Genomic DNA, 12,752 nt, shown 5'->3' on the forward strand with positions numbered 1-12,752 from the left:
TCGGCCTGGTGAGCGTGATCTTCGCCTTCCTGTTCGTGGACCTGTTCGACAACTCCGGCACCCTGATCGGGGTGGCCAAGCGTGCAGGGCTCATGGGCAAGGACGGCCACATGCCCAAGATGGGCCGTGCGCTGATCGCCGACAGCACTGCGGCCATGGCCGGGTCCCTGCTGGGCACCTCCACTACCACCAGCTACATCGAGTCGGCAGCAGGCGTGAGTGCCGGCGGGCGGACGGGCCTTACCTCCATTGTGGTAGGCGTGCTGTTCCTGCTGGCACTGTTCTTCGCACCGCTGGCCGGTAGCGTTCCGGCCTATGCCACCGCCCCGGCCCTGCTGTTCGTGGCCGTGCTCATGGCCTCGGGCCTGGCAGAAATCAACTGGGATGACATCACCGAAGCCGCGCCTGTGGTGGTCACTGCCCTGGCCATGCCCCTCACCTACTCCATCGCCAATGGTATCGCCTTCGGCTTTATCACCTGGACGGCCGTGAAGCTGGCCTCCGGCCGCCTGCGGGACCTGAACCCGGCGCTGATCATCCTGTCGGTGCTGTTCGTGATCAAGCTGGGCTGGTTCAATGCCTGAGAGATCAACTGCTTACGAAAGCGTTACGTGAAAAAAAGTGTAAGCCAATGCTTGACACTGTGCCGCCTTCCGCGAATAATGCGCGCCACTTGGCTACATAGCTCAGTTGGTTAGAGCATAGCATTCATAATGCTGGGGTCCGGGGTTCAAGTCCCTGTGTAGCCACCAAGTACTGTTTCAAGGTCGCTTTACGGCAACCTTGAAGCTACAAAGAAGCCCGCCTCGTGCGGGCTTTTTTGTGGGCGGTGATTTTCTATAGGCTCGCGCCTTCCCTGTTTTACGCGCTTGCACGCGCCTACCGTTCCTGCCCTCCTCGTGCTGTCATCGCTTCGTCATCTTCCATTGCTAGGTTGCCCGCAACATTTGGACACACCTATGGGAATGTCATGAGCGATCAACCTGAAGGCCCTTCCGATGTAGAAACACCGCCACTAGCGTCTACCCGTCGGCGTTTTCTGGGGGGTATGGCTGTGGTTGGCGCCAGTACCGCACTGGGTGGGTGCGCACCTGCTAGCACGTCACCCGGCCAGCCGGCTTCGTTGAGCGGCAGCCAACTGGACAAAGCCTTGCAGGCGAAGGTGAAAACAGTGGTGGTGATCTACGCAGAGAACCGTAGCTTTACCAACCTGTTCGCTGACTTCCCAGGTACACAGCAACCGCTATCGACGCTTAAACCTGAGGCGTACCAACAGCGGGACCGGGACGGCAGCCTGTTGAGTACATTGCCACCGGCCTGGGGCGGCGTACTGCAACTGGGGCCCCAGACGCTGGAAGGTGTGACCTACCCCAGTGGCGTGCAATACCAGGAGCACCTGCCCAATGCGCCTTTTCCACTGAAAGGGCCACACGGCGAAGACTTGCCTTTGGGCCTGGTGACCCGTGACCTGTGGCATGTCTTTTACCAGAACCAGATGCAGATCAACGGTGGGCGCAATGACCAATTCGTAGCCTGGGCAGACTCAGGTGGCCTTACCATGGGCTATTACCCGCAAAGCCGGTATGCGCTGCGCTTGTGGGACCTGGCCAAGGAATTTGTACTGTGTGACAACTTCTTCCAAGGCGCCTTTGGTGGCTCCTTCCTGAACCATCAGTACCTGATCAGCGCCACGGCACCGATCTACCCGAACGCCAGCGCCTCACCGGCGAAATCGCAGATCGCCACACTGATGAGTAACGACCCCACCGATACACGGCTAAAGCCGTTGCCTGCCTCTCCCGCAAGCGCCATGGAGGGGCCACCACAGTTTGGGCCTAGCGCGATCACACCTGATGGCTATGCCGTGAATACTATGGTTCCGCCCTACTGGCCCACCTTGATGCGGGACCCGGACCGCCCCGACTATTCCAAACCGGACCTGCCTAACGTGCTGGTGCCCCAGCACCATGAACACATCGGCGACAAGCTGTCGCGCAAAGGCGTGGACTGGGCCTGGTATGCCGGTGGCTGGCAGGCCACGCTGGATCAGTTCAAGGACTCGCCAGGCATTCCGAAGATTCCCAACTTCCAGTACCACCACCAGCCCTTCAACTATTTCCAGCAGCAGGGCCCTGAGCACCCCCAAGAGCGCCGGCGCCGGCTACGTGATGGCGGCCTGGGCGAGGACCCAAGCACCAACCGTTTCCTGGCCGATGCGGCAGCGGGCGTATTGCCTGCGGTCACCTTCTACAAGCCTCAAGGCAACTTGAACATGCACGCAGGCTATGCGGACGTGACCTCAGGGGATCGACACATCGCACGCATTGTTCGAACCCTTCAGGAAAGCCCGCAGTGGAACAACATGGTGGTGGTCATTACCGTGGATGAGAACGGCGGCTGGTGGGACCCGGTCGCGCCGCCCAAAGGGGACCGGTGGGGCCCGGGCTCGCGCGTCCCTGCGCTGGTTGTCTCGCCCTTTGCACGCAAGGGGCTTGTGGACCACACCCCCTATGACACGGCGTCGATCCTGCGCCTTATCACCCGGGTATTCGGCCTGGAAACGCTTGATGGCCTAAAGGCGCGGGATGAGGCCATGGCCGCGAGGGGGCAGCCGCTTTTGGGGGACCTGACCAACGCGTTGGCCTTCTAGGCATGATCAGCTGGAAACCACTCGCTGCCGCGTACGGTAGCGAGAGATCCCAGCCCCTGCGGCCATGACCAGTACTGCGCCGCACGCTGCAGCCAGGTAACGCACGCCTGAGCCTGCGGCAGGCATCCAAGGTGCCAGTACTGGGTCTGACACGATCAGCCCAGCGGCAATCCAGCCGATCAGCCCGCCGCCCAGCGTGACAACGACCGGGATCCGCTCCATCAACGCCAGCACCAGCCGGCTGCCAAATACGATCAGCGGAATACTGAGCACTACCCCTGCGCCCACTAGGTATACGTTGCCCTGCCCTGCCGCCGCGACGGCCAATACGTTATCCAGCGACATGACCGCGTCGGCCACGATAATGGTCTTGATGGCCGCCATCAGGTGCGCACTGCCAGCCACCTCGGTAGGCGCCTCTTCCGAGGAGGCAGCCAGGCGAACGCCTATCCACACCAGTAACAGCCCTGCCACGAGCTTGAGCCAGGGCAACTCCAGCAATTGCATGGCGAAAAACAACAGGGCTATTCGCAGCACAATGGCGCCTGCCATGCCGCCCCAGATAGCCTTGCGCCGCTGCGCGACAGGCAACTGCCGGCAGGCCATGGCGATCACGACAGCGTTGTCGCCCCCCAGCAGCAGGTCCAATACAACGATCTGTAGCAGCGCTGCCCATAGCGTCGGGTCTGCAACCCATGCCATCGCTTTCTCCCGTAGGGGTTATACCTTGAGCAACTGTGACCCCGTGGCGCGGGTATTTTCTCCACGTAGCAAGCGCAGCGCGGTAAAGTGCTCAAGAACAAGGGCCTAAGGAAGAGGGACATGAGCGCAACCGTACTGGTATTGGTAGAAACCATTGGTGATTATCTACCAATGCTGGAGAAAGCAGGGTTCAACCTGATCCTGGCAACCACGCCAGCGGCGCGCAGCGACGCTATCAAGGCCCACGGAGGCGTAGTGGACGCCGTACTGACCCGCGGCCCACTCGGCCTGTCGGCCAGGGAAATGGATGCGCTACCCAGGTTGCGCATCATTACCGTGATTGGCGCAGGTTATGAACGCGTCGACCTGCCTGCGGCGCGCCAACGTGGCATTGTGGTGACCAACGGGGCTGGCGTTAACGCCCCCGCCGTAGCCGATCACGCCATGGCCCTGTTGCTGGCACTGGTTCGTGATATCCCAAGGGCTGACGCATCGGTTCGCCGTGGTGAATGGAGTAAAGTCATGCGGCCGTCCTTGGGTGGGAAGCGCCTGGGCGTTCTTGGCCTGGGCGCGGTGGGGCTGGCCATCGCCAGGCGTGCAGCGCTGGGGTTTGGAATGGCCGTCAGCTACCACAGCCGGCATCCCCGGGGTGACGTGGAGTACACCTGGTACACCGACCCGCTCAGCCTGGCTGAGCACAGCGACATTCTGGTGATCGCCACACCGGGGGGAGATGGTACCCGGCAACTGGTCGACGCCCATGTGATCAAGGCGCTGGGCGCCGAGGGCTTTCTAGTAAACGTGGCGCGCGGCAGCGTTGTAGACACAGCCGCACTGGTAGACGCCCTTGCCAAGGGGCAGTTGGCTGGAGCCGGGCTGGACGTGTTCGATGATGAGCCTAACGTGCCTGACAGCTTGAAGGCGCTGCCCAACGTAGTGCTCACGCCTCACGTAGCCGGCCTGTCACCCGACGCGGTCAGGGCCACGGTAGAACTGGTAACGCAAAACCTGCTGGCCTATTTTGCCGGGCGCCCGGTGCTAACGCCTGTTCCCTGAAACCGGCGCGTCAAGGCTTACAGCACACCACACGCCATGCGCGCACCGCCTCCGCCCAAAGGTAGGGGCGCATCAGCATGGTTGTCGCCACCGGCGTGAACCATCAGCGCATGCCCCTCTATTTCGCTCAGTGCCTTGATGCGCGGTGCCAGCACCGGGTTGGTAGCGGTGCCGTCGGCATTGACATACAGGGCCGGCAGGTCGCCCAGGTGGCCGTCTGCGTAAGGGCCCAGGTGCTTGCCGGTTTTGGCAGGGTCCAGGTGCCCGCCAGCCGCTTCGGCGGGTGACATCTTGCCGTCCTTCATCGCAGGGGCGCAGCTGCCGTTCTGGTGCACATGGAACCCGTGCGTGCCAGCAGGCAGCCCCTTGAGGTCCGGTGTGAACAGCAGGCCGTAGGGTGTTTCCTCCACCTTCACTTCGCCCACTGCCTGGGTAGCGCCCTCTGCCGTAGCCAGGTTCAAGGTCACGCTTTTGCTCGCCGCATGAGCCCCTACGCTGCTTACCGCCAATAGCGCTGCCAACCATCCATATGCCTTCATGTTGCCTCCAGGGTTGCTGATGTACAGAGTGTTCACGTTAGTGGACTTTGCACTCAAAGGTTCGCCCGGTTTAGTAGCAAATCATGTCAACGGACGCAGGCGATACTGCGGCGGCAACTGTTCAAAACCACTGATCGTCGTATCCAGGCTTTTCCAGCGCCCGTCCTTGATGCCATAGATGCACCCGTGAATGGACAGGCTCTGCCCGCGATGCCAGGCATTTTGAACGATGCTCGTATGGCCCACGTTGGCTACCTGCTGAATCACGTTAAGCTCACATAAGCGGTCTACTTGTGCCTCTTCTGTGGGCAGTGCCGCCAAAACATGGCGTTGTTCGTAGTACAGGTCTCGAATGGAGCGCAGCCACCCATCGATCAGCCCAAGCTGGCGATCCTGCATGGCCGCGCGAACACCACCGCACCCATAATGGCCGGTCACCAGAATATGTTTGACCTTAAGCACGTCTACGGCGTACTGGATCACCGACAGGCAGTTGAGGTCTGTGTGCAGCACCACATTGGCCACGTTGCGATGAACAAACAGGTCACCCGGCAGCATGCCGACGATTTCGTTGGCCGGGACTCGGGCATCTGAACAGCCGATCCACAGAAATTCAGGGGTTTGCTGACGTGCCAGTTTGGCAAAGAAATCCGGGTCGCACTGGGTGATGGCGTCCGCCCAGCGGGCATTGTTGTCGATCAAATCTTGCAGGTCGTTCATGGCAGAGCCTCCAGAGGGGTGCGCCAGTATGACTGTGCGCATACTGCGAAGGTCACGCCATGCCGGCGTGTTTCATTGAATCTTGGACACTGCTGCGAGTCCATTTTTCATTGGCCCATGAACCGGAGGAGATACCATGGAACCGACACAACGCCCCTACGGTGCGCCACAGCCTGCCGAGATCGATACCACGGAAGACCGCAGCGGCTCGGTACACCCGCTGGATTTCAACGACCCGGATGGCGAAGGCCCGGCGGGCTTCACCGGGGACGGCCTGGGCACTGACTATGAGGCTTCGCCTGAGCGTGTACAGGAAGCAGGCCTGACCGGGGCTTCTACCCTGGACCATCACCAGACCATGGATGATTTGAGCCCTGAAACACTGCTGCGTGATGATGGCTCCGAGTCTTACGAGGAGTCCGAAGAGAGCAGCGCCCCGGCAGACCTGCAGCTCAACCCCGTGGACGAAGACGAGATTGGCGGCGGCGATGGCCTGGATGAGGCCGAGCTGGCGCGCCTGGACCCACTCGATGGCAAACGCTGGGACGGCGAGGCTGAGTAACAGCTTTCGCTATAGCAGGGCGCATGCCATTACCAAGGCATCTTCGCGCCCTCCCGCGGCGGGGTAGTAATCCCGCCTGCGGCCGATTTCATTGAAGCCAAAACGCTCGTACAGGCGGTAGGCTGACTGATTGCTCGCCCTCACTTCCAAGAAGCACTCGCGCCCATTGAGTGCCATAGCGCGATCCATAAGCTGCTCCAGCAGTTTAAGGCCCAGGCCGCGCCCCTGGTTCTCAGGCTTCACCGTGATATTGAGCAAATGTGCCTCGTCAATGATTACATTGATGACACCATGGCCCACCAGTTGCTGCCCCTCGAACATCAACCAGATTTCATAGCTCTTGAGGCCATCAAGGAAAATACCGCGCGTCCAGGGGTGGGTGTAGGCGGCGTATTCGACTTTGAGTACAGCGTCCAGATCTGCCTCGGTCATTAGGCGAAACGTTACTGCGTTTTTCATTCAGCGGGTTTCCAGCGAGTCATCAATCGGCGCATTGCCTGCCAGACGTCTGCCTTTCGTGCAGGCTCTTCCATCAGTGCTTCAAGGCCAGGCAGTGCCCAGCCCTCGCACAGGCCGTCTATTGGGAAGTCGGTACAGTAGGCGGACTCGTCCACATCACCCGCAAAGCGCAGGGCAGGTAAGCCCACGAGCCACAGGCAGGCGCAAGGGGCGGCCTCCAATTGAGCGGCCACAAAGCCTTGCACGAAATCCCTGGCGGCCTCTGGCCCTTGATCAAGGCTACCTTTGGCCAGCAAGGGCCAACGTACTGGCTCCCCTATCAACTGGGGGCTGTCAGGCAAGCCCGCTGCGCGCAGCATGTCCTTGAGCAAGAGGTAGCCAGGGTCACGCGATTGGAAGCTGTCGCCCGTAGGCAACTCAGCCAATACCAGGCAGGTCCCGGCCCGCATCAGTTGCAGGGCAAAGCGTGGCGCTACAGCGGCTACTTTGGGCGTGCGGGCTGGGACCGGCTTCTCTTGCGCAGGTGGTGCAACCTTTGCGGCAGCCGGGCGCGGTAGCTCAGGGCGCGGCCGGATAGACGGCGCCGCCGGGCGAACAACGGGCGGTGCCGCCGCTGCAGGCGCACCTACAGGCAGCGTGGTAGGGGCCAGGGGTTCTGGTGCCGCGCTGGGTTCGACCCAAGCGAGCAACTCGGCACGTGAGGGCGCACTGAAAGGCAGCTCGGCACGTGGCAGCCACTGGACCACTTGCATGGCGTCCAGGTAAGCGCGGCGTCGGGTTTCAGTCAGCACAGGTAACTCGTGGCGTAAGGGCAGGAGGGCGATTCTACCTTGCCTGCGGGTAATTCACGACCGCCAAACACGAGGGCCGGCCGGGCGACCAGCGAAGCGGTGCATGCCAAAAGGATGCGATACAATCCGGCCTTTTTCCGGCAACCAGGCGGTCGTTTCATGATCGAACCCAAGCGCGTATTGCGCGCCCTTGCTGAACACTGGGCGTTGCTCGAACCTTTATGTGAGCGCTTTGATCAGGGCACATTGGGCCTGGCAGAACTGCGCCTTCAACTGGCGGCCTTCCTGCCCGAAGGCACCCCTCAGGACATTACCGGGCTGTTGGACACGTGGATTCGCCTGGATATTCTGGTGCCCGTTGCCAAAAGCCCCAACCGTTTCGAGCTTAACGCTCAGATTCATGATTTTCTGGCGTACCTGCGTCGAGAACATCGCCTGGGTTTGTGCCTGGAGATCGAAGCCTACCTGCGTCACCTGGAGCGCCTGGCCGTGCATATTCAGGAGGCTTTCGACATTCGCGATGGGAACGACCTCGCCCGGCAACTCCGCGTGCTGGACATGCGCGTGCGTGATGTTCTGAAGAAGCTGGACAACGACGAACAGGCTCTAGTGGCGGTTGCCGAACGCGCCAAGACCAGTGATCGGCAAATTCCCTTGCGCCAGCGGTACGCCGAAGTGCTTGCGACCTGGGACGAATACGTAGAACCCATGATCCAGCTGGTCAACGCCGATGGCGCCTTTGAACAAGGGGTGCGCAAGGTAGAGAACGTATTGCTGCACCTGTTGGGCGAGCAACAGCGGCTAGGCCAGCTTGTCGATGACGACCGGCTGTTGCGCACGCATGCTCGCATCCTGGAAATGCAGACCAGCGCACAGCTTACCCTACGCCATGCCCGGGAGCTGCTGTTGCCATTGCGCGAAGAGGCCCGCCGACACAATGCCGTGACCCGCGGCGCGGCGCTGGCACTGGCAGCCATTCGGCGCAAGGGGTTGGACGCTGTACCGCAAGCCGCACTTCCCCTGTTTACACGGCCACAAAGCAATTTTCTGGGTACAGCCAGCCAGGTGGAAGCCTATGTGTATGCGCTGGCGCGGTTTGAACCTACGCCTGCCCGCTTCCCTCGCCCGGAAAAAGCCGACCGGCCATCCACCTCTCGGGCACCGCGTACAGCGCGCGAAATGCTCGAACGCTGCGAGCAGTCACTGCCACTGCCTGATTTGATGCAGTGGTTGCTGGAGCAGGAACAGACTGGTGAAACCGATGACCTGCTGTACTGGTTTTCCCGTCTTTCCCGCGACAAGCGATTTATTCGACAGCGCCTTCACCGACAGGACTACCGCACCCGAGATCACGTGGTAAGCCTGCACTCCTTTGCCTTGCTTTCTCCTGGCGCTACGCCTGGCGACCCAAGCGGCCTGTCTTCTGCGAGCCCCCGCCCATGAACCTTGACCTAGCTGAACTGACGCAACTGGCACCCATTTTTCGAGAGCTGCTTAAAGGCTTTCACATAAGCCGTCGCGATCCAGAGCTGTATGCCCAACTGTCCAACTGTCAGGACGCCTACCGCACCCTGTTTCGCGCACTCGGCTTCGAGCTGGTGTGCGACACCCGTGGGTTCTATTACTTCGTGCCTGAACAGGCTGCAGCGCAAGTGAACAAGACGGCTCAACGTCTTTCGCTGTTCACCTTCATTCTGGTAGAGCACTTGGCCGACCAGGGCCGCGATCCGATCAGTGTGTTGGACGGCGGTAGCCTTGGCCGAGATGAGCTGCCTGCCCTATTGGAAAAATACCGCGACCTGTTCAGCCAGGCAGACGTGCAGACACCCGAAGAGCTGGAAGAAAAGATTCTACGGCGCATGACCCAGCTGGGCTTTACCCATGAAGAACCCGGTATTTACCGTTTTCTGGCCCCAATGCACCGCTTTTTGGACGTGTGCCTTTCTGTGCAACAGGATCGGGACCTTGCGGCCACCCTGCACAGTACGTTGCCTTTGCCATCGCCTGCACTGGCCGATGACGGGGCAGACGAGACGCAAGAGGATGCATTGGCACATGCCATAGCCCAAGAGCGACAGGAGATGGACACATGAGCCAGGAACGTTTTGGTATTCGTCGGTTTGCCTTGCTCAACACGGCCGGCTATAGCTTGGGGCTGTTCCCATTGGAGCAGCCTTTATCGGTGTATGGCGCGAACAACCTGGGCAAGAGCGCCTCGATCAACGCCCTTCAATTTCCTATCCTGGCCCGTATGTCCGACATGAGCTTCGGCAAATACAGCTTGGAGCAATCACGGAAGTTCTATTTTGCCAGTGATACCAGCTATATCCTGTGCGAAGTGATGCTGCCCCACGGCCCTCACGTGATTGGCGTGGTAGGCCGTGGGCCAGGTGGAGGGTTCGGGCACCAGTTCTTCGCTTATGCGGGGGCTCTGGACCTGGCCCACTACCAGGAAAACGAGACCTGCCTGCGTCAGAAAGCCCTGTTTGCCAAGCTCGACCGTGCAGGTATCAAGGCGTATGAAGTCAAACCTGACGAACTGCGTCGTTTGTTGGTAGGGGGGCATACCTCGATCCCCTTGGACCTGACACTGATTCCGCTACGCTCGACCAGCGAACAGAGCCTCAAAACCTTCCGCGCTTTGTTTATCAACCTGCTGCACATGCGCGAAATCACCGCAGCCAAGCTCAAGCAACTGTTTCTGGACGCTTTCGAACACAGCCTGCGCTCCGGCAGTGTGGACTACATCGCTGCCTGCGAAGAAGCCTTCCGCGACGTTCGCCGAATGGAGCAGGACTATAACGCCCTAGTGACGGCAGGGCCCTTGGTGGAAGCATTGGCTAATGGCGTCCGCCAGCGGGATCAGCTTCGCGGCAAACTTCACAGGCTTTCGCCCTTGCTGGACAGTCTACTAGGCGCTTGGCAGGCCTATGCAGGTGATCGGAAGGAAGAACTGCTCGTTCAGGGGGAGCATTACCGTAGCCAGCAGGATGCCTTGCAGAACGATCAGCGTGGCACTACCCAGGAGCTGATGCGCCTGGAGCGGGAAATCAGCGGTATCCAGCGTTGGCTGGGTGAGTTGTCTGCCCTGCGCCATCGGTTTGCCTTGGTCGAAGATGCTCATGTGCTGGAACAGCAACTGTTGGTGGCCAAGGATGCCCATGACGAGTTGGCGGGCGCTTTGGCCCATGCAAGGCAATTCACTACAGGCGACCTTGATGCGCGTGTACGCGAGTTGGAGAGCCGTCTTAAAACGGTGAAGCAGCAACTGGATCATGCGGATAACAACAGTTATGCGCGCTTACGCGAAGAGTTCTCCCAACAGGACGTGGAGCGCTTGATGCGTGTATTCAACGGTGCGCTATTCAGCCTTCCACTGGGCCCGAAGGGTATAGCACTTGACGAAAACGGGGCTTGGGTAAAAAGCCTGGAGGCTGTGCTGGGCTGTATCAACGGCGAACGTTTTGAAGTGCCCGGCCTTGGCGTAGACCTTTCTTCCATAGAGCCCCCTGCCCTACAGGCGCTGGCTGATCGCGCTGTATTACGTGATCAACGAGATCGCCTCGATAAAGAGCTGCGGCAGTTGAAGACGCAGCAATCGGTGACTGCTGATCGCACGGCGAGTAAAGCGCAGGCCGATGCCTTGTATCAGCAAGTGGTGGATGCGCAAAAGGCCCTGGAAGATTTTCGTCGCTTAGGTGCCCTGAGCCAGGATGAACCCGATCGCCTTGAACAACTGGCGCAGCTGGAGGCGGCACAAGATGAACTGAAGCGCTCCAGTGACAGCTTTGCCGAGCGTGTTCAGCAGTTGTCTGCAAAACTGCAGCTGGTGAGCCGGCAGCTAGGGGACCTTGAGTCGCAGCAGCGTACGCTGGATGACACCTTGCGGCGCCGGCAACTGCTGCCAGCAGACATGCCATTTGGCACGCCCTACATGGAGCCCGTAGAGGATGCCATGGACAACCTGCTGCCCCTGCTTAACGACTACCAAGACAGCTGGCAATCGCTGCTAAGGGTGGAAGGCCAGATCGAGGCCTTGTACGCTCAAGTCCGCCTCAAGGGCGTGGCCAAGTTCGACAACGAAGAAAACGCAGAGCGCCGGCTGCAACTGCTGATCAATGCGTATGCACATCGCCAGGACGAAGCCCTCACCCTGGCCAAGGCTCGCCGGGCAGCGGTGACTGATATAGCGCGTACGCTGCGTAATATTCGTAGCGACTACGACAGCCTTGAACACCAGTTGAACCTGTTCAACCGTGAGATCAACCGCCGCCAAGTCTCTAACCTTGAAAGCTTCCGTATCGTACTGGCGCCTAACAAGGACGCGCTCAAGCATATCGACCAGATCATTCATAGCGCTGGCCAATACGAAGAGGGCGAAACCCTTTCAGTGTTCGACCTGAGCCGTACAACCGAACAAGACAATAAGAATGAGGAAGCAAAGGAGTACCTGGCAAGGCTGGTTGCCGCCAATCATAACCAGCTAGGCCTTAAAGACCTGTTCGAACTGGCTTTTGAAATAACCAAGGTCAACGGGGAGCCCAGGTTGCATACCGATATTGACGGAGCAGCTTCCAACGGCACCACCATGACTATCAAAGCTTTGACCAACATGTACCTGCTGCTTCACTTGATGGACCGTGAGCGTGCCGGCCGTATTCGCCTCCCTTACTACTTGGACGAAGCGGCTGACATTGATGAGCGTAATCAGATGGCGTTGCTTGAAACCAGTCAGCAGCTGGGTTTTACCCCTATTCTTGCCTCAGTGAAACCGCAGGTGTCTGCACATGTAGCCATTGACCTGGAAGGCGGTAGCGGCCCTGATGGCATTTACGTAGACGAGGCTGACTGGAAGTACATTCGCCGGCACGATGAGGTTTTGACAAAGCTGGATAAGGCCGCTGAGGCAACCACTTAAAGCCATCCAGCAAACCGCCCTGCCGCCCTGTCGAGCCGATGATAGGGCGGCATCCTTGACCAGATAGGTGGCAATTGCCTTGCGATGGATCAGAGCGCTGTATCAGACGCTGAAAAGACAAAACCCCTGATCGCAGGGCGACCAGGGGTTTTGGGTTTGAATCTTGACGATGACCTACTCTCACATGGGGAAACCCCACACTACCATCGGCGATGCATCGTTTCACTACTGAGTTCGGGATGGGATCAGGTGGTTCCAATGCTCTATGGTCGTCAAGAAATTCGGGTTGCGGCTTCGTGTTCACGGCTGTGTTCACGCAGCTGCAGATCTGGGTATGTGATGTGTGAGTGTGCGT

12 protein-coding genes, 1 tRNA gene and 1 rRNA gene are annotated in these 12,752 nt (G+C 59.7%); 8 read left to right on the plus strand and 6 right to left on the minus strand.

Annotated features, from left to right (window positions below; genetic code table 11):
- From HBH25_RS22365 to acpA, 3 genes are all read left to right on the plus strand, one after another.
- Positions 1 to 584: NCS2 family permease (locus tag HBH25_RS22365; protein ID WP_168086148.1), on the plus strand; the 584-nt coding region annotated here is incomplete at its 5' end.
- Between the two features lie 91 nt (positions 585 to 675).
- Positions 676 to 752: transfer RNA gene (locus HBH25_RS22370), tRNA-Met, on the plus strand.
- 218 nt (positions 753 to 970) lie between these two features.
- Positions 971 to 2,650: an acid phosphatase gene (gene acpA / locus HBH25_RS22375; protein WP_168086149.1), complete on the plus strand. Its 1,680-nt coding sequence runs from the start codon at positions 971 to 973 to the stop codon at positions 2,648 to 2,650.
- A gap of 6 nt (positions 2,651 to 2,656) precedes the next feature.
- Here acpA and HBH25_RS22380 read toward each other — a convergent pair whose 3' ends face one another.
- Positions 2,657 to 3,352 carry a TerC family protein gene (locus HBH25_RS22380; RefSeq protein WP_168086150.1) on the minus strand — a complete coding sequence of 232 codons (696 nt, stop codon included), beginning with the start codon at positions 3,350 to 3,352 and terminating at the stop codon, positions 2,657 to 2,659.
- Between the two features lie 120 nt (positions 3,353 to 3,472).
- On the opposite strand from HBH25_RS22380, the gene HBH25_RS22385 reads away from it, so the two are divergent.
- Positions 3,473 to 4,408, plus strand: coding sequence for a 2-hydroxyacid dehydrogenase (locus HBH25_RS22385; RefSeq protein ID WP_168086151.1), 936 nt, complete (start codon positions 3,473 to 3,475; stop codon positions 4,406 to 4,408).
- A gap of 17 nt (positions 4,409 to 4,425) precedes the next feature.
- Here the strand turns inward: HBH25_RS22385 and sodC are convergent, their stop codons facing one another.
- The gene (gene sodC / locus HBH25_RS22390) at positions 4,426 to 4,947 is read right to left on the minus strand and encodes a superoxide dismutase family protein (RefSeq protein ID WP_168086152.1); all 522 of its coding nucleotides are present in this window, start codon (positions 4,945 to 4,947) and stop codon (positions 4,426 to 4,428) included.
- 81 nt (positions 4,948 to 5,028) lie between these two features.
- Positions 5,029 to 5,667: a carbonate dehydratase gene (gene can / locus HBH25_RS22395; protein ID WP_168086153.1), complete on the minus strand. Its 639-nt coding sequence runs from the start codon at positions 5,665 to 5,667 to the stop codon at positions 5,029 to 5,031.
- Between the two features lie 136 nt (positions 5,668 to 5,803).
- Here can and HBH25_RS22400 point away from each other — a divergent pair, with 136 nt between their 5' ends.
- Entirely contained in the window at positions 5,804 to 6,229 is a 426-nt protein-coding gene (locus HBH25_RS22400) for a serine kinase/phosphatase (protein ID WP_168086154.1), read from the plus strand.
- Between the two features lie 9 nt (positions 6,230 to 6,238).
- Here HBH25_RS22400 and rimI read toward each other — a convergent pair whose 3' ends face one another.
- Entirely contained in the window at positions 6,239 to 6,688 is a 450-nt protein-coding gene (gene rimI, locus HBH25_RS22405; RefSeq protein WP_168086155.1) for a ribosomal protein S18-alanine N-acetyltransferase, read from the minus strand.
- Positions 6,685 to 7,479 carry an energy transducer TonB gene (locus HBH25_RS22410; protein WP_168086156.1) on the minus strand — a complete coding sequence of 265 codons (795 nt, stop codon included), beginning with the start codon at positions 7,477 to 7,479 and terminating at the stop codon, positions 6,685 to 6,687. Before HBH25_RS22410 ends, rimI begins: the two co-directional genes overlap by 4 nt.
- Positions 7,480 to 7,638: 159 nt before the next feature.
- Between HBH25_RS22410 and mksB the strand changes: the two genes are divergently transcribed.
- From mksB to mksF, 3 genes are read left to right on the plus strand one after another with little or no spacing between them, the layout of a single operon-like run.
- The gene (gene mksB, locus HBH25_RS22415) at positions 7,639 to 8,922 is read left to right on the plus strand and encodes an Mks condensin complex protein MksB (RefSeq protein ID WP_168086157.1); all 1,284 of its coding nucleotides are present in this window, start codon (positions 7,639 to 7,641) and stop codon (positions 8,920 to 8,922) included.
- Positions 8,919 to 9,572, plus strand: coding sequence for an Mks condensin complex protein MksE (gene mksE / locus HBH25_RS22420; RefSeq protein WP_168086158.1), 654 nt, complete (start codon positions 8,919 to 8,921; stop codon positions 9,570 to 9,572). The genes mksB and mksE overlap by 4 nt, the downstream gene beginning before the upstream one ends.
- A complete protein-coding gene (gene mksF, locus HBH25_RS22425) occupies positions 9,569 to 12,397 on the plus strand; it encodes an Mks condensin complex protein MksF (protein WP_168086159.1) in 2,829 nt (942 codons plus the stop codon). The genes mksE and mksF overlap by 4 nt, the downstream gene beginning before the upstream one ends.
- A gap of 161 nt (positions 12,398 to 12,558) precedes the next feature.
- On the opposite strand, the gene rrf is transcribed toward mksF, so the two are convergent.
- A 5S ribosomal RNA gene (gene rrf / locus HBH25_RS22430) occupies positions 12,559 to 12,674 on the minus strand.
- Positions 12,675 to 12,752 lie beyond the last annotated feature (78 nt).

This window comes from Pseudomonas quercus (assembly GCF_012033695.1).
GTDB lineage: Bacteria > Pseudomonadota > Gammaproteobacteria > Pseudomonadales > Pseudomonadaceae > Aquipseudomonas > Aquipseudomonas quercus.

What these genes read in the sequence shown, in the direction of transcription:
- acpA (WP_168086149.1), top strand. Translation starts at nt 971, where the DNA reads ATGAGCGATCAACCTGAAGGCCCTTCCGATGTAGAAACACCGCCACTA.
- HBH25_RS22380 (WP_168086150.1), bottom strand. Translation starts at nt 3,352, where the DNA reads ATGGCATGGGTTGCAGACCCGACGCTATGGGCAGCGCTGCTACAGATC.
- HBH25_RS22385 (WP_168086151.1), top strand. Translation starts at nt 3,473, where the DNA reads ATGAGCGCAACCGTACTGGTATTGGTAGAAACCATTGGTGATTATCTA.
- sodC (WP_168086152.1), bottom strand. Translation starts at nt 4,947, where the DNA reads ATGAAGGCATATGGATGGTTGGCAGCGCTATTGGCGGTAAGCAGCGTA.
- can (WP_168086153.1), bottom strand. Translation starts at nt 5,667, where the DNA reads ATGAACGACCTGCAAGATTTGATCGACAACAATGCCCGCTGGGCGGAC.
- HBH25_RS22400 (WP_168086154.1), top strand. Translation starts at nt 5,804, where the DNA reads ATGGAACCGACACAACGCCCCTACGGTGCGCCACAGCCTGCCGAGATC.
- rimI (WP_168086155.1), bottom strand. Translation starts at nt 6,688, where the DNA reads ATGAAAAACGCAGTAACGTTTCGCCTAATGACCGAGGCAGATCTGGAC.
- mksB (WP_168086157.1), top strand. Translation starts at nt 7,639, where the DNA reads ATGATCGAACCCAAGCGCGTATTGCGCGCCCTTGCTGAACACTGGGCG.
- mksE (WP_168086158.1), top strand. Translation starts at nt 8,919, where the DNA reads ATGAACCTTGACCTAGCTGAACTGACGCAACTGGCACCCATTTTTCGA.
- mksF (WP_168086159.1), top strand. Translation starts at nt 9,569, where the DNA reads ATGAGCCAGGAACGTTTTGGTATTCGTCGGTTTGCCTTGCTCAACACG.